Here is a 16,697-nt window from a genome sequence, read left to right as displayed (position 1 = left end):
TGAATTAAGGGAAATAATTTATTTGGCTAACTAAAAATGTCTTAGAAAATTCACTAATAGTTTTTACAGTTCTAAGTAATGGGGAGCATCCCAGTTTCTAAAATACCCGCAGGCTATAAGCCTGGGGCTACACAAGCAAAGCCTGCCTAAGCGCATAGCGTGCGCGAAGCGCTTAGGCAGGCTTTGTTCGTATAGCGATACCCTTCTAGGGTATTGATTCAAAAAAGTGGGATGCTCCCTAAGTAATGTGCCTAAACAAAATTCAATATATGTAAATAAATGTAAAATCTGCGTCAGGTTTGTGTAGCTGTAGGCAACTCCATCTGACTTTTAACGACAATCAATTGGTGCATTACGGCAAATTCTCACTAACTCAAACCCCCCTCCAATTATTTCATAGCCGTAACACACCCTACAATTTAATCTTCTTAACAGAGTTTGGAATATTCCTAGCAACTTGCCCAGATAGTTTTAGGTTCTCTTTATGGATCTTCTACATAATGGCTGCTTGCGCTTTTTTCTGCGCGTATCTTGACAAAAAAGTGATAGTTTTGCTGCGTTTAGTACGTCTTTTAAATAACTATATTTTCAATACTGGAGTTTAACTTTATCAAAATAGGTAATTTTCTAACGAGTATCATAAATTAATTAAAAACACAAATAAATAGCTAATTTAGTGAGGTTTCAATCTATTTCTATTCAGTTATAGACAGTTTTTGCATCTCTTTTTTTACACAACATCTTTCATAAATCTTTCATAAATATTGATTAAAATGAACAATAGTACAAATAATAGTAACAGCCTAGATATTAATAAAGATTTGACATCAATCACAAATCAAAGTGGTTTATCAACATCCCTAAATACTGGAAAAAATATTTCCACAAGCCTATTTAATTTACTAAGTCAATCTAGTTCCCCAGCTATATCTAGCACAGGTGATGGACTTCGCGGTGAATATTATGATAATCAAGACTTTACCAATCTCAAATTAAGTCGCATTGATCAGACAGTAAATTTTGACTTTGGTCGCGGTTCACCAAATGCCTCAATTGGTGTAGATACATTTTCCATCCGATGGACAGGTAAAGTTGAAGCGAAGTATAACGAAACCTATACTTTTTACACAACTACCGATGATGGAGTTAGATTGTGGGTAAATGGACAGCAAGTTATCAATAATTTCCGTGACCAATCCACAACTGAAGTTAGTGGTAATATTACCCTCGAAGCAGGTAAAAAATACGATATTCGTCTAGATTATTACGAAAAAACAGGTAGGGCAGTTTCTAGATTAGCTTGGTCTAGTGCTTCTCAAATTAAGGAAATTATCCCCAAATCTCAACTTTATTCACCAGGTTCACCGACTGCAACTCTTCAAACTAGTGCAAACCCAACTACTGGTACTAATAATTATAATTTTCAAATTAATTACACTGATGATACTGCCGTTGATCTCACAAGCATAGATAGTAATGATATTAGAGTCACAAATAATAAAGGATTTAATCAGTTAGCAACTCTAGTTAGTGTTGAGAACAATCCAAATGGTACTCCCCTCACAGCTACCTATAGTATTAATGCTCCCGGTGGAGTTTGGGATATTAGTGATGCCAGTATTTACACCATTACTTTAGAAGCAAACCAAATTCGAGATGTTGATGGTAACTTTACTAGTGCAATTAATCTTGGTCAATTCAACTACAGCATTACTGGAACTGGTACAGGATTAAAAGGTGAATATTACGACAATAAAGACTTTACTAATTTAAAGTTGACTCGTACTGATGGGACGATTAATTTTGACTTTGGTAATGGTTCTCCAGATGCATCAATTGGTGCAGATACATTTTCAGCTAGATGGACAGGTTTTGTAGAAGCTAAATATAGCGAAAACTATACTTTCTACACGACATCAGACGATGGTGTTAGTTTGTGGATCAATAATCACCAAGTAATCAATCGCTTGGTTGATCAACCAGCAACTGAGTTTAGTAGTACCCCAATTACCTTACAAGCTGGTGAAAAATATGCGATTCGCTTAGATTATTTTGAGAATACAGGCAAAGCAGTTTCTAAACTGTCTTGGTCTAGTGCTTCTCAAGCTAAGGATATTATTTCTCAATCACAACTTTATATCACTAATGTAACAGGTTCAACCGATTCTATTGCTCCAACTGCATCTGTCAATGCTAGTAACTTAACCGTGGGGAATAGTAATAACTATACATTCACTGTCACCTACAGCGATAATACCGCTGTGAATGTGTCTAGCTTAGATAGTAGTGATATTCAAGTGACTAGTTCCAATGGATTTAGTCAACTTGCTACTTTAGTGAGTGTTGACACCAATACAAATGGTACTCCCCGTACTGCAACCTATAGAATCCATGCACCAGGAACAACATGGACTACAGCTAACAATGGTTCCTATAGTATTGCTTTACTAGCGAATCAAGTTGGAGATACTGCGGGGAATTTTGCAAGTGCAGGGACTCTAGGAAATTTTTCCATAAATATTCCCGAAATATCTGTACCTACTATCAGCTTAGGACAAGTTCCTTTACAGGTAAATGAAGCGAATGGTTCAGTTCAAGTCGAAATTATTCGCTACGGAAATGATCTGAGTGGAATATCTACAGTTGATTACATCACCACAGGTGAAACTGCTACTGAAGGTTTGGATTTTACTCAAATGAGTGGAACAGTAACTTTTGCAGCGGGAGAAACTAGTAAGTTTGTAAATATTCCCATACTTCAAGATTCATTAGTAGAACCTGGAGAGACTTTTACATTTGTGGTTGATCATTCAAGTGGTGCAACTTTGGGTTCTTACCGGACTGCTAGGATTACCATTGATGATGATGATCAGACAAACCTGACTTTTAGCGCTCCGACTGTGAATGAGAATACAGGGTTGGCAACGGTGATTGTGAGTAGAGGTTTAGCAACAAGTATAGCTAGTGTAAATTACACCACTGTAGCTGGAACAGCTTTGGTCAACTCAGATTTTCAAGCAACTAGTGGAACCCTAAATTTTGCTACTGGTGAAAGCAGTAAGACAATTACGATTCCAATTGTCAATGATGCGATTGGAGAAGCGAACGAAAGCTTCACAATCCAGTTTACTAATCCGGTGGGAGTAGGCTTAAATCTGCAAAATAGTACCGAAATCACGATTATTGATGATGACCCAGGTAGTTTTGTCCGGGAAACAGTAGTTAGTGGTTTAACAGCACCCACTACCTTTGATTGGATACCAGGTAGTAGTACTAACGGTTTGCTGATTGCTCAGAAAAATGGCGTTGTCCGGATGTTTGAAAATGGTACCTTGTTAACAACACCATTTATAGATATTTCTGACCAAGTTAACAATACACGCGATCGCGGTTTACTAGGAATGGCTATTCATCCTGATTTTTCTAAGTCAGGTGCAGATAAAAAGCCTTATGTTTACCTCTTATTTACCTACGATCCACCAGAAACAAAACTTAATCTTAACCCCAACACAACACTAGACGCTCCAGATCAACCAGGTAATCGTCCCTCACGCTTAATTCGAGTTGAAGCTGACCCCGCTACCAATTACACCACAGCTAAACCGGGAACTGAAGTTGTATTACTAGGTAAAAATAGTAACTGGGCTAATACCAGTCGTCCTGATGGCAACAGCACAAGCATGATTTTGAACAGCGATCGCAGTATCAATTATGCAGCAAACTTTGCACCGTCGGGAATTGTAAATTCTAGTGGTCAACTATTTGCAAATATGCAAGATTACTACAACAATCTTAGTCATCTTACAAATATTGAAGACTATCTCGCTACTGATAGTGAATCCCACTCAGTTGGTGACTTGGAATTTGGTACCGATGGCTCCTTGTTTGTTAGTGTTGGTGATGGTACTTCCTACAACGAAGTAGATCCACGCGCAATTAGGGTGCAAGACCTCAACAACCTTTCAGGGAAAATTCTCCGCATCGACCCGATTACAGGTGCAGGGTTGGCAGATAACCCCTTCTACGATGCTAGCAAGCCTGATAGCAACAAATCAAAAGTATACGACTACGGTTTACGCAACCCTTTCCGCTTTTCCATCAATGAAGCCACAAATATCCCCTACATTGGGGATGTTGGTTGGAAAACATGGGAAGAACTCAATGCAGGTAAAGGCAAAAACTTTGGCTGGCCCTATTTTGAAGGTGGCAATGGTGTAAGTATTCGGCAACCTCTGTATGATGATTTAGCCCCTGCACAGCAATTCTACGCCAGTGGGCAAGCAGTTACAGCACCTATTTATGCCTTTACACATGCTGGTGCTGACGCAATTGTTATGGGTGATTTCTACACAGGTAATACATTTCCTTCTATCTATAAAAATACATTGTTTATTGCTAATTACAGTAAGGGAACCGTAGATAACATCACCTTAGATAGTCAAGGTCAATTTGTCTCCATCAGACGTTTTGATACATTTAGTAATCCCAGAGCAAATACACCTGTACAGATTACCATGGGTGCTGATGGCAACTTATATTATGCAGATATTACAGCAGGTGCGATTTCTCGTTGGCGATCTGTGTAGGTAGGAATATTTGGTCATCGAAGGTAAGAAGATAGCGCTATTTTATAACCTCAGATTCCCGATTTTTTAGAGAAGTCGGGGATTTTCTTGGGTTTTTTTGTGTATGCGATCGCATAAGTCTAATTTTCGGCTCAATTCAGCAAGTGCGTAGTTCACCACCATAGGTATCGCACCACTACATCCATCTTACTAGTCTAAAGCTAGAATGCCGTCTTCAAGTATAATAGAGGGTATCTTAGTGCCTAATTTCGCTTTATGCAGGCAAATATGAGTTTAAAAGAATTAATTATCCAAGAAATTGAGCAGACTCCTGAGTTTCTCTTAGAAAAAGTGCTTAATTTTCTCCAGTTTATTAAAGTAAAACACATACACAGTAAACCACAAACTTTTGAAAACGAACGTAATAATAAGGGTTTCAGACATCGTAAATCAGTCAACAAACAGCATTGGTAATAGAGCGATCGCTTGAAGGTAACTAAGGGTACCATCTGAAATGGTTAATTTAACGTTGTTTTGTGATTTTTGTGATATCTCTGGTTTGAGCTAAAACGTTTATATGGTAAGACTTGTAAAAAACTTTTTGGTTTACTGATACAAGAAAAATCAGAAATAACACTATTGAGTGAGTCTTCCCTAGAAAAAGACTGGTTAAAACCAGATGAGGATGAAGCTTGGCAGGATTTGTAAAAGGAAACAACAATCCAGATATTAAGCCTCTCCTCGTACACGGGGCTACGGTGTACACACATCTCTGTTCAAAATCAAAACCGTCGTAGATCCCCCTAAATCCCCCTTAAAAAGGGGGACTTTGAGAGGTATTCTGCCCCCTTTTTCTTGGCGAAGCCGCTCTGAAAGAGCTAGGGGGTTGGGGGATCGAAAAGCCTGGTAGGCAACTCTAAAAGACTTGTGTGTACACCGTAGCCGCATCGGGGAGAGGTACCCTGTGGGAAGCCGCTTCGCGTCTATGGAGAGGGGTTCTATATTTAATTTTATCATTAACGAGGGCAGACATTAGCCTTATCAGGATGGCTAGCTAAATAATCTTTCAACCACACACATCCCTGCGCTAGTAAATTATCTAAATCCAAATTCCACAATTTGATAGTGTTGTCAGCACTTGCAGAAGCAAGGGTTTTGCCATCTGGGCTGTAAACCACGCTATTGACCACAGATTCATGCCCAGTCAGGGTGGAAATCACTTTTCCTGTGGCGACATTCCACAATTTTATGGTGTTGTCCCAACTTGCAGAAGCAAGGGTTTTGCCATCCGGGCTGTAAACCACGCTGTTGACCTCAGATTCATGCCCAGTCAGGGTGGAAATCACTTTTCCTGTGGCGACATTCCACAATTTTATGGTGTTGTCCCAACTTGCAGAAGCAAGGGTTTTGCCATCTGGGCTGTAAACCACGCTATTGACCACAGATTCATGCCCAGTCAGGGTGGAAATCACTTTTCCTGTGGCGACATTCCACAATTTTATGGTGTTGTCCCAACTTGCAGAAGCAAGGGTTTTGCCATCCGGGCTGTAAACCACGCTCCTGACCTCAGATTCATGCCCAGTCAGGGTAGAAATCACTTTTCCTGTGGCGACATTCCACAATTTTATGGTGTTGTCAGCACTTGCAGAAGCAAGGTTTTTGCCATCCGGGCTGTAAACCACGCTATTGACCTCAGATTTATGCCCAGTCAGGCTGGAAATCACTTTTCCTGTGGCGACATTCCACAATTTTATGGTGTTGTCCCAACTTGCAGAAGCAAGGGTTTTGCCATCCGGGCTGTAAACCACGCTCCTGACCTCAGATTCATGCCCAGTCAGGGTAGAAATCACTTTTCCTGTGGCGACATTCCACAATTTTATGGTGTTGTCAGCACTTGCAGAAGCAAGGTTTTTGCCATCCGGGCTGTAAACCACGCTCCTGACCTCAGATTCATGCCCAGTCAGGGTAGAAATCACTTTTCCTGTGGCGACATTCCACAATTTTATGGTGTTGTCAGCACTTGCAGAAGCAAGGGTTTTGCCATCTGGGCTGTAAACCACGCTCCTGACATCAGATTCATGCCCAGTCAGGGTAGAAATCACTTTTCCTGTGGCGACATTCCACAATTTTATGGTGTTGTCAGCACTTGCAGAAGCAAGGGTTTTGCCATCTGGGCTGTAAACCACGCTCCTGACATCAGATTCATGCCCAGTCAGGGTGGAAATCACTTTTCCTGTGGCGACATTCCACAATTTTATGGTCTTGTCCAAACTTGCAGTGATGTTGTCCCAACTTGCAGAAGCAAGGGTTTTGCCATCCGGGCTGTAAACCACGCTGATGACCGAAGATTTATGCCCAGTCAGGGTGGAAATCACTTTTCCTGTGGCGACATTCCACAATTTTATGGTCTTGTCATGACTTGCAGAAGCAAGGGTTTTGCCATCCCGGCTGAAAACCACGCTGTTGACATAAGATTTATGCCCAGTCAGGGTGGAAATCACTTTTCCTGTGGCGACATTCCACAATTTTATGGTCTTGTCATGACTTGCAGAAGCAAGGGTTTTGCCATCCCGGCTGAAAACCACGCTGTTGACATAAGATTTATGCCCAGTCAGGGTGGAAATCACTTTTCCTGTGGCGACATTCCACAATTTTATGGTGTTGTCACGACTTGCAGAAGCAAGGGTTTTGCCGTCCGGGCTGTAAACCACGCTCCTGACCTCAGATTCATGCCCAGTCAGGGTGGAAATCACTTTTCCTGTGGCGACATTCCACAATTTGATGGTCTTGTCATGACTTGCAGAAGCAAGGTTTTTGCCATCTGGGCTGTAAACCACGCTCCTGACATCAGATTCATGCCCCTCCAAGCTATTTTTCTCGCGAATGTTTAATAAAATCGTCTGTAAACTAAACATAGGACTATAGGCAGGATAATCAGCTAAAGATTTTTTATCTTTAACTAAACTTTTCAACTCCCTTCCAGCTTTCATCGCTAGCAGCAAATCATCAAGATTTCCTTTCTCAGAAACCCGCAATAAATTTATCCCATCTTGCTCTAATCGTGTAGCTGTGAGGGCATTTTGACGGGTACGTATAGATTCAACAGCAAAAACAAAAGCTAAAATTGCCCCCACAAAAGACACAACTAACACCACAGTCCCCAACTTCATTTGTCGCTGAGTTTTTTGTTGTACCTTGGCTAATCGCTGATTTGCGTTCCTCTCTTCTTCTAAAGCTAATTCTGCTTTTTGTTGTGCTTCCATCAAAATTTGATTTGCTTCCGTTTGTGCATCCAAAGCACTTTGTACTTTGCGCTTATCAAATTCCTGACTAGCAGCTAAAAACTGCTCATCCAAATGGCTCAAATTTTTGCCAATTCGCCACACTAGCGCATCCTGCAAAGCTTCTCCCCGCAACAAACGCGATTCATCTGCACCATTTGCCGCTACCCAAGCATTAAAAGCCTGAGAATAAGGACGCATTTTTGCTAGGATTTTGTCGCACCATTCTTGGTTAAATACTTCCGCGTAAATACGGTTATAAATTCTTAATTTTCCATCCCGCTTCACCACCAACCCCGTCAACCGCAGTTCCATTTGCTCGGAACTTTCATCTGCCTCTATTCCCCTCTGCTGGATAATTTGCTGACATAAACCCAATAATCTACCAGTACGCTGTTCTCCACTTTGCAGAATACGATCGCGTATCGTCCTTAAATGTTCTGGTTCATCCTGGCTTTCCCAATTTTTAATCACCCTTTCCCTAACCATATGCTCAATTACTCCCCTCTCCGCTTGCGGAGAGGGGTTGGGGGTGAGGTTCTTTAATTCCTGCAACAGCAACTTACAAACCTTCTGGGTCAAAAATGGCTGTCCCCCTGTCCAATCCAAAACAGCTTGGAGCAAAGCTTGGGGATTACCAATTTCTGCTAATCCTGGAGCGAGTGGTTGTGCTTCCGCAAACTCAAATCCTGCTAATGCGATCGCTCTCCCAATATTAAAGGGTGTACGGTATTTATCTTGAATTAAATCCGCAGGTGTGGAAACCCCTAACAAAGCAAAAGAAATGCGGTTGTATTTCGGGTTATCTGCTCGACGGTTATAAAATTCTCGAATTGCGGCAAAAAAGTCATCGGTGTTGAATTGCGATCGCAAGCTCAAAATACTGTCAATTTCATCGATAAAAATAATTACTTGCGTATTAATTGACTCTAAAACGATTTCGACTAAAAAGTTACTAAAACGCTGTGCATAAGGTAATAAGTGGTTTTCGTTCCACCAATCATCAATATCGAACTGGTATAAATTTAAGCCAGTTGCAATACTATCAATTACCCCCGCATACCATTGTTCAGGAGTCGCATCCACTACACTAATATCGATGGCAGCACAAGCAATTCCTTCTTGCTGCAATCGTTTCATTGTCTGTACTCGCAAACTCGATTTTCCCATCTGTCGGGAATTGAGAACATAGCAAAATTCCCCCGCTTTCAAGCTTGCATACAGTTCCTCGTCAGCTTGTCGCTTCACATAGGTTGGAGCATCGCTAGGTAAAGTACCCCCAACTTGATAGGAATAATTGGGAACAGGAGTTAAACTCATTAGTTAATCCCCAAGCGATCGCAAAAATACTGCCGATACAAATCGCATAATGGTGTGACTGTATTCCCCTTAAATTTCACTAATCCCATACTGCGGAGTTTAAATGCTTCCGTTGTTCCCACATCGACGGGAAGCTTTGCCACAACTACTTTTTTCACCGCAGCTAGTAAATTTGAATCTTGTCCTAGATTCAACAAATGTCTTCGTAGATGCTCGTTGTAGATTCCTTCCTCGGTTGGGGCAATTTGGATTAACTCTTCTAAATTCATCCTGTCACGGGCAATTTCATATAACGCAACCCTCACCAAGTAAGGATGTCCTCCTACCAGTTGCATTAATCTTTCAACTTGCTTATCTGTCCAATTAATTCCATGACGTTGTACCAGTTCTTCTACTTGTACCTGAGTTAATTCTGGTAGTTCGATTGGTAATCCCACATTAAAAGGAGATTGGTTGATATTTAGGGGAATATAAACCTCTTTAGAATGGACAATTACCAACCTCAGTTTTTGCCAAATCGGCTCATTTTTTGCCCGTTCGTGCCACGATCGCAACAAACCAAAAAAATCAGCCGCAAGTTCTGGATGCTTAAACACCTCATCCACTTCATCCAAAGCCAAAACGATACCATGCTGAATTTCTGGCAGTAAATACCGCTCGAAGTATTTAGTGGATTTACTCTTGCTACCTAAAACCCCTTGCCAAAAGTCATCCAATTTATCGGGCAAATTGAGTTCGTAAGAAATATTGCCGCAAAACCAGCGTAAAAATCCATCTATGCTCGTGAGAAACTCCGCATCAGCTTCTTGAAAATTCAAAGATGCTGTTTGAAAACCTTTTTGAGTCGCATGATTGAGAATCCGCGACATTAAAGAAGTTTTTCCCATTTGTCGCGGAGCTTTAACACGAATTAAGGAACCAGGTTTGAGTATTTCTTGATAACAATCAGTTTCTATCGGTAAACGTTCGATATAAAAAGAAGATTCGAGAGGAACTTGTCCTTCGGGATTTTCTAAAGGGTATATTAATGTGGGGATATTACCGTTTTCCAATGCTGGTTTGTCATTCTCGACAGGATTGCTGACAGCATTACCGTTGGAGTTTGAATTATTCGCAATAATCCGACTTTTTAGCCGACTTTTTAATACGGGGGTTGCAGACTCAGAGATACCTTCTAAATCGATCGCACTACAACCAAACTCATAAGCATCATCATAGTTGCGGTCTGCACCCAAAGCATCATAAAATCCTATTGCAAACTCGATTGCTGCCCTATCCCCAATTGCCTGATTCATCCCAATCACGCGATCGACATGTTGGAAAATTGCCTCTGCTTGAGTTTCGCTGTAACAAGCATTTAACAAAACACATTCAGTTTTTTCAAATAACCCAAATAGCCTTGCCAGCGAGTTTGTACTGACTAGCTGCATTTGTCCTGTAGCGTTTTCTAAGACTAAACCATCTTCCCCTGAACCATGTCCAGAAAAATGGACTATTTCCGGTTCGTAGTCTAAAAGGGCACGACGCAAATCATCGGGACGTACTGCCCACTTAGTAATAATTTCAAATTTATCTCGATTTTTAGCACGTTCCAATCCTGCCTGAATCTCCCGTACTTCTTCATCGAGACGCAGCTTTGATGTATTCGTTGGATTCGCTGATAGAATCAAGATTTTTTTCACGTTCCGCTCAACTTCGATACGTAGGATTGTGTGAGGTTGTTACCAGATTTATATGGGGTTTTTACATAGTTAATTATGCAGATGCAATCTTTACTTACACTTTTTGTTCAGTAAATTCCGGTAATAATTTGAAGTTATTTTAACCTGAGCGAGATACTCGCACTACATTCACTATGCAAAGTTTCCTCACAAAATCACACAGAGTCCAAAATCAAGCGCTAAGTATTGCCAGGTTTTAACCAGCTAAATAATTCTTGAATACTAAGATGAAAATCCCCCATAAACTCTGGAACTGGAATTAATTGTTGGGGTTCTTGGCAGAATATTGGTTGTTTTCCAGCAGGATAAACAAGAAGAGATTTCTCATCAGGATCAATTAACCAACCCATCTGACAACCTGCATTGAGACAATGCAAGATATTGTTGGTGACTTTGGTTTGATTTTGATCGGGTGAAAGAATTTCTATTGTCCAATCAGGATAGGATGTAAAGACATTGGCAATATCTCCGTTGTCATCTAGGGGGATGCGATTCCAAGTAAACACAGAAACATCAGGGATGATGGAACGTCCGCTAAATGTACAGCGCAATTCTGGAAGCGCTAAAGCAATAGACTGAGATTCGGCAACATTATTGATGACTGTTACAGACTCTCCTCGAAGTGTACTATGCTTTCCCTGTGGTATGGGTTTTTGAATTATTTCGCCGTTAATATATTCGCTAGGGGGTTTGGTTTCGGGAAGTTGAAGGAATTCATTTAGGGTTAACGATTTTAAAGAAACCTGTACCATAAATAAATACTTTGGGGGCTTAATTTGGGTTTTGAGAATGTGCCAATTGTTGGTGCGTGACAAAGATAGAGGTTCGTTTTTTAAGTTGAGGATTTTTTGTGGTGTCACGCACCCGACGAGATAATTATGCCGGATTTATGCCTTTGGTTTGAGATAGCGATCGCACCAGTTCACCATCTCCCATAATACGTGGTTTACTCCTTCTATTGAGCGATAACTGTGGTCTTCGCAGGGGAGAACACAATAACGAACAGTCGCACCTAAGCCTTTTAAAGCTTCATAGAGACGTTCGGTTTGCAGGGGATATGTACCGGGGTTACTGTCTTTTTCGCCGTGAATTAGTAGTAATGGTGATTGGATTTTTTCTAAGTGGGTAAATGGCGACATATTTATGTACGTGTCCATGGCTTCCCAAAAGTTCCTTTGTTCTCCTTGAAAGCCAAATGGTGTCAGGGTGCGGTTATATGCACCACTGCGAGCAATGCCCATTTTAAAGATGCTACTATGTGCTAATAGATTCACGGTGGTAAATGCTCCGTAGGAATGTCCACCTATTCCTAAACGTTGCGGATCGGCGATTCCCCGGTTAACGACATAATCTACTGCTGCTTGGGTTCCAGCAATTAATTGCTCGACGTAGGTATCATTTGGTTCTGTGTCTCCTTCCCCGACGATGGGGATGCTGGGACCTGATAACACTGCATATCCTTGGGTGAGTAAAAATAATATTGAGCTACCCATGGGACGACTAAAGGTGTTGGTAGCGGTTGTTACTTGTCCCGCAAATTCCCGATCTTTGAATTCTTCTGGATACACCCAAAACATCGTTGCTAAAGCACCATCGCGGTTTTGATCGTAACCTGGGGGCAGGTATAATGTGGCGGAAAGTTTCACCCCATCTGCTCGTTGATATTGGACGAGTTCTTTATGGATTCCGGCTAGTTGGGGGGCAGGATCTTGGTAGTTGGTGAGAAGTTTTTCTGGCTGATTCGGTGTTTTTAGGTAGTAGTTGGGTGGTTCTATTTGTGACTGACGGCGTGTGATTATGGTTTGGGCTTGGTCGTCTAAGAGTCTTACAACTGATTCAAAGTGTGGGTCTTGACATTGCCATAAACGTTGTTTTGACTGGGTTTCTAAATCAAGAGTATCAATGAACGGATAGATTCCTTGTGGTGAAGCACCTCGTCCACTTAAGTAAATACCCTTGCCATCGGCTGTAAAACGCAAAACATCACGCCCATAAATTCCTGGAGTTGAGAGGGGGACACCAGGATCTTGGTACTTATCTTCAAAACTGCGATCGCTTAAAAGCTGCGGGGGTATATTTGGTTGGGATGGGTTAATTTGCCAAATTCTTTGTTTGCGGGTGTCGTACCATTTTTCCCAGACAATTGCGATGTCTTCTGTTCCCCAAATGACATGTTGGAAACGGTATTCACTTTGCCAAATTTGTTCAGGGGGTGAAGTAAAAGGTGCATCCAAACAAAATAAAACATCATGGTGGGGTACTTTTTGAGTCGGATCACCTTCATCCAACGCTTCTAACCAGCATACAGTGGCAGCGCGATCGCTTCGCCAAACTACTCGCCTTCGTCCGGTTCTGACAGCATCAAATTTAATAGATATATTATCTGCAAGGGGTAAATCTGCCACTTGATACAGAGTTTTTCCACTACTATCGAGTATGTGGATTTGTTTTGGAAAAAAGGAAACTGGTAGTTGATAGGAAAACGGACGATGTATGGTAGTAAGTAAAATAAAATTACCATCAGGTGAAGCTTTAGCTTCATGAATCAAAGCAGATTCTAGTAAAGTTGTTCGCTGACCATCAAGAGTTATCTTTTCTAAAGTAGAAGTTAAATAATAGGTAAATAATTCTTCGTCGTGGGGAGTTTCCAACAAATTAGTATAGGTGCGGCTGGGTGTTTTTCGACCCAAATTTTCCTCCACCATGGGTTTAGTTGGAACAATGGGTTTTTTGGGAGCTTCCCCACGTTCAGGAAGAATAAGTTTACAAATTAACGTATCATTATTTAACCAACGCTGGGGACTTCCATAACTAGCATTGAGAATTGCTTCAGTGAGTTTTTTAGTGATACCTGTAGCAAGTTCCACAACCCATAATTCTAAACCTGTAGCTTGAGTCAAGGTGAAGGATAATTTTTCGCTATCAGGAGACCATTTCAAAAAACCAATTTTGGGATTACTTGGTAAACTTACCGGAATAACAGTATCTGAAATAACAGATTTAATTTTCAAATTGCGGTAAGGCTGATGACGTGCAGGAGCATTTGTTTGGGGATTTAGCAATAATCCAGCCAAAGGTACTTGTAATTCTGCCATTTCTCCAATTGGAGTTAGGGAAGGTTGTTCCAATTCCACTAACCATGATTGATTGGGAGAAACGATGACTGTCGGGGGTGGTGATGCATTCAGAATTTGAGCGATTGGTGCTGGTGGCAATTGCCAAGCTGCTTCCGGAGTTGATAAATCCATAAAATCAGTTACCAGTAATCAGTGAACAGTAATCAGTTATCAGCGAACAGTAATCAGTTATCAGCGAACAGTAATCAGTAATCAGCGAACAGTCATCATTCTCCCTACCCCTTGTCTCCCATCCTCCCCAGCTTCCCCAGCTTCCCCTGCCCCTTGCCCTCTGCCTATCTCATTTTTTTAACTGCTCTAGTGGTGACTCCTTTTTCATAATTTAGAGTATACATGCCTTGAGTATGTAGAACTCGATACCACACCCCTTGTTGGGTTCCGGTTGATAGCATTTTACTTACAGTTGCTTTCGCCATTTTAAATTCTTTAGCATCTAACCCGTCTCCATACAAATCACGTATAATTGCGTCAACATGCATGTGAGTCTCTGGGTGGCGGCGCATCAGAATCAATACTGCATTCAAGATAGAGTAGTCTCGATATTCGGGTAGCAACACTAATGCGCCAGGTTTTCGGGTTATGGCAAGTTTAGGAATATCAGAAACATCAACATCCCCAAAGACAGATGCTTTGGTAGTTGTTGATGGTGGTGATATCTCCTGATTTTGAGGAACTTGCCGCGTACTCTCCTGAAGCAGTGCTTGTGTAGAGGATAAATTAGATAATCGTCCTACAGATTGATACATCTGGTCTTCTTGGACATAACCTGATAATAGAGCTTCTAGGGTGTTAACTTGATTCTTAATCAAAGACAAACGACGCTCAATATCAGCGGCTTCTAAGATATAGCGATCGCGTTCTGTAATCAGTAACCTTAGAATCTCAGATGAATCAGTCATAGTAGTTACCAAATCCAAAGGAATAAACAAGTGGAAAGCAAGGAAATTTTTGTTAAGGCTCACGTTCGCGTGATTCGGCAGAAAGTGTATCGTTTTGTTTGCAAAGAATGCAATCTAGTGTCTGAGCGTATTTGTTTCCCATCACAACCACTATATTGTGAACGTTGCCGACCGCCAAAGCCCAAGGTAGAGAAACCATCAAATGAGGCAGTGGTGAAGGCACAAACAACCAAACGAAAACCCCCTACAAAGCAACGCGCTGCTGCTGCTAGAGCAAAAAAATGATTCCTGCCAAATGACATTGTGACTGAAAAACTAGCGTAAATGGTACAAATCTCACGATTTTTAGTTAGATTTAAGAGTTGACGAATCTACACCTGGTAAGTAGATTGGGTGCTAGGCTACATTGTGCCTAGCAATGCTTCTATTATGCTTTTTCACCACGAATTCAGGCTCTTCTTTTGTGAATGCGATAAAGCTAGTTTTGACTGTCCTCAACTAGCTGCGCTTCACTAACACTAAGTGCGATATTCCTAGTTTCAGCAGACTCAACCACCATTGAAAGCCTAATAAGCATATTTCTACTAAGCAAGACTAGACCAAAATTAGCACCTTAATTTGTGCTTATGTGGCAAATTTTACCGTCAGTGAGTTTTTAAAAAGGCTGTTCCACGCAACTTGTAGTTAATCACTGACAAAAGATAAAGATTTTACTTTAGCGTCGGTTATCCACTTTAATTAAGAGTTAGAAGTTTTTAACCTTAATTATGTCAATTAATTTTAGTCGTCGTCAATTTATTTGGTATAGTTCCACAGTTTTTGGTACTACTTTACTACTAAAAGCTTGTAGCAATAACCAAACATCAACACCTACAGATGCGGGTGGTGAAGCAAATTTCAAAATTGCGTTAGTACTGCCGGGAGCAATTACCGATAGAGCGTGGAATCAGTCTGGTTATGAAGGGATACAGTTAGCGAAGCAAGAATTAGGTGCAGAAACTGCTTTTGTCGAAAAAGTTTCTCAAGTTGATCAGACAGAGATATTAACAGATTTTGCCCGTAAGAAATATAATGTTGTATTTTCCCATGGTGGACAATTTGATGCCGCAATTGAACAAGTAGCACCCCAGTTCCCCAATACTTTTTTTATTGCAGTTAACGGTGCAATTCAAGGAAAGAATATTGCAGCTTTACGTATAGATCATTTGCAAGCAAGCTATTTATGTGGAATTATTGCTGCTTCCATGACAAAATCAAATAAATTAGCTTATATTGCCGGACAAGCATTTGCCGCAACACAAGAAGAATTAAAAGGTTTGGAATTGGGGGCAAAGTCAGTTAATCCAAATATCAAAGTTACTTCTACTTTTACAGGAGATTGGAATGACGCGGCTAAAGCAAAAGAAGCAACACTAGCCTTAATTTCTGCTGGAAATGATGTGATTTTTCAATGGTTAGATAATGCGTCACCTGCGGTCTTACAAACAGCTAGTGAAAAAGGTATTTATGCTTTTGGTAATACCAAAGATCAATTAGAGTTAGCTCCAAAAGCAGTATTAACTAGTGCGGTGAAACGGATGGAATTAGCAATAGCTTATATTGCTAAATTGGCTAAAAATAAGCAACTAAAAGGTGATATTTATAAAATTGGTTTAGAACAATCACATATTCTGAGTTTAGGTAAATTTGGAAATATGGTTTCGGCAGACATTCAGAAAAAGGTGCTAAATGTCAAACAAGAAATAGTAGATAAGAAAATCACAATTAATTAAAA

Annotated in this window: 8 protein-coding genes; 3 read left to right on the top strand and 5 right to left on the bottom strand. The window is 40.7% G+C overall.

The window, feature by feature from the left end; translation table 11 throughout:
• Positions 1-773: 773 nt before the first annotated feature.
• Positions 774-4,586 (top strand): PA14 domain-containing protein, encoded by a 3,813-nt coding sequence (locus tag CAL6303_RS28280; RefSeq protein ID WP_015195941.1) that lies wholly within the window; start codon positions 774-776, stop codon positions 4,584-4,586.
• 995 nt (positions 4,587-5,581) lie between these two features.
• Here the strand turns inward: CAL6303_RS28280 and CAL6303_RS00835 are convergent.
• The 5 genes from CAL6303_RS00835 to CAL6303_RS00815 all read right to left on the bottom strand — a co-directional run bounded on the left by CAL6303_RS00835 (position 5,582) and on the right by CAL6303_RS00815 (position 14,923).
• The gene (locus CAL6303_RS00835) at positions 5,582-9,166 is read right to left on the bottom strand and encodes an AAA-like domain-containing protein (protein WP_015195939.1); all 3,585 of its coding nucleotides are present in this window, start codon (positions 9,164-9,166) and stop codon (positions 5,582-5,584) included.
• Entirely contained in the window at positions 9,166-10,848 is a 1,683-nt protein-coding gene (locus CAL6303_RS00830; protein WP_015195938.1) for an AAA-like domain-containing protein, read from the bottom strand. The genes CAL6303_RS00835 and CAL6303_RS00830 overlap by 1 nt, the downstream gene beginning before the upstream one ends.
• Positions 10,849-11,066: 218 nt before the next feature.
• Positions 11,067-11,639, bottom strand: a complete 573-nt coding sequence (locus tag CAL6303_RS00825; protein ID WP_041740060.1) for a Uma2 family endonuclease — start codon at positions 11,637-11,639, stop codon at positions 11,067-11,069.
• A gap of 135 nt (positions 11,640-11,774) precedes the next feature.
• Positions 11,775-14,135 carry an alpha/beta hydrolase family protein gene (locus CAL6303_RS00820; RefSeq protein ID WP_015195936.1) on the bottom strand — a complete coding sequence of 787 codons (2,361 nt, stop codon included), beginning with the start codon at positions 14,133-14,135 and terminating at the stop codon, positions 11,775-11,777.
• A 164-nt stretch (positions 14,136-14,299) separates the two neighbouring features.
• Positions 14,300-14,923 carry a hypothetical protein gene (locus tag CAL6303_RS00815; RefSeq protein ID WP_015195935.1) on the bottom strand — a complete coding sequence of 208 codons (624 nt, stop codon included), beginning with the start codon at positions 14,921-14,923 and terminating at the stop codon, positions 14,300-14,302.
• A gap of 30 nt (positions 14,924-14,953) precedes the next feature.
• Between CAL6303_RS00815 and CAL6303_RS00810 the strand changes: the two genes are divergently transcribed.
• The gene (locus tag CAL6303_RS00810) at positions 14,954-15,208 is read left to right on the top strand and encodes a hypothetical protein (protein WP_015195934.1); all 255 of its coding nucleotides are present in this window, start codon (positions 14,954-14,956) and stop codon (positions 15,206-15,208) included.
• A gap of 482 nt (positions 15,209-15,690) precedes the next feature.
• Complete coding sequence (locus CAL6303_RS00805; RefSeq protein ID WP_015195933.1) at positions 15,691-16,695, top strand: BMP family protein; 1,005 nt, start codon at positions 15,691-15,693, stop codon at positions 16,693-16,695.
• Positions 16,696-16,697: the final 2 nt, after the last annotated feature.

The organism is Calothrix sp. PCC 6303 (assembly GCF_000317435.1).
Lineage (GTDB): Bacteria > Cyanobacteriota > Cyanobacteriia > Cyanobacteriales > Nostocaceae > PCC-6303.
This window is presented reverse-complemented; position numbering and strand designations above follow the sequence as displayed.

What these genes read in the sequence shown, in the direction of transcription:
- CAL6303_RS00825 (WP_041740060.1), bottom strand. Translation starts at nt 11,639, where the DNA reads ATGGTACAGGTTTCTTTAAAATCGTTAACCCTAAATGAATTCCTTCAA.
- CAL6303_RS00815 (WP_015195935.1), bottom strand. Translation starts at nt 14,923, where the DNA reads ATGACTGATTCATCTGAGATTCTAAGGTTACTGATTACAGAACGCGAT.
- CAL6303_RS00805 (WP_015195933.1), top strand. Translation starts at nt 15,691, where the DNA reads ATGTCAATTAATTTTAGTCGTCGTCAATTTATTTGGTATAGTTCCACA.
- CAL6303_RS00835 (WP_015195939.1), bottom strand. Translation starts at nt 9,166, where the DNA reads ATGAGTTTAACTCCTGTTCCCAATTATTCCTATCAAGTTGGGGGTACT.
- CAL6303_RS00820 (WP_015195936.1), bottom strand. Translation starts at nt 14,135, where the DNA reads ATGGATTTATCAACTCCGGAAGCAGCTTGGCAATTGCCACCAGCACCA.
- CAL6303_RS28280 (WP_015195941.1), top strand. Translation starts at nt 774, where the DNA reads ATGAACAATAGTACAAATAATAGTAACAGCCTAGATATTAATAAAGAT.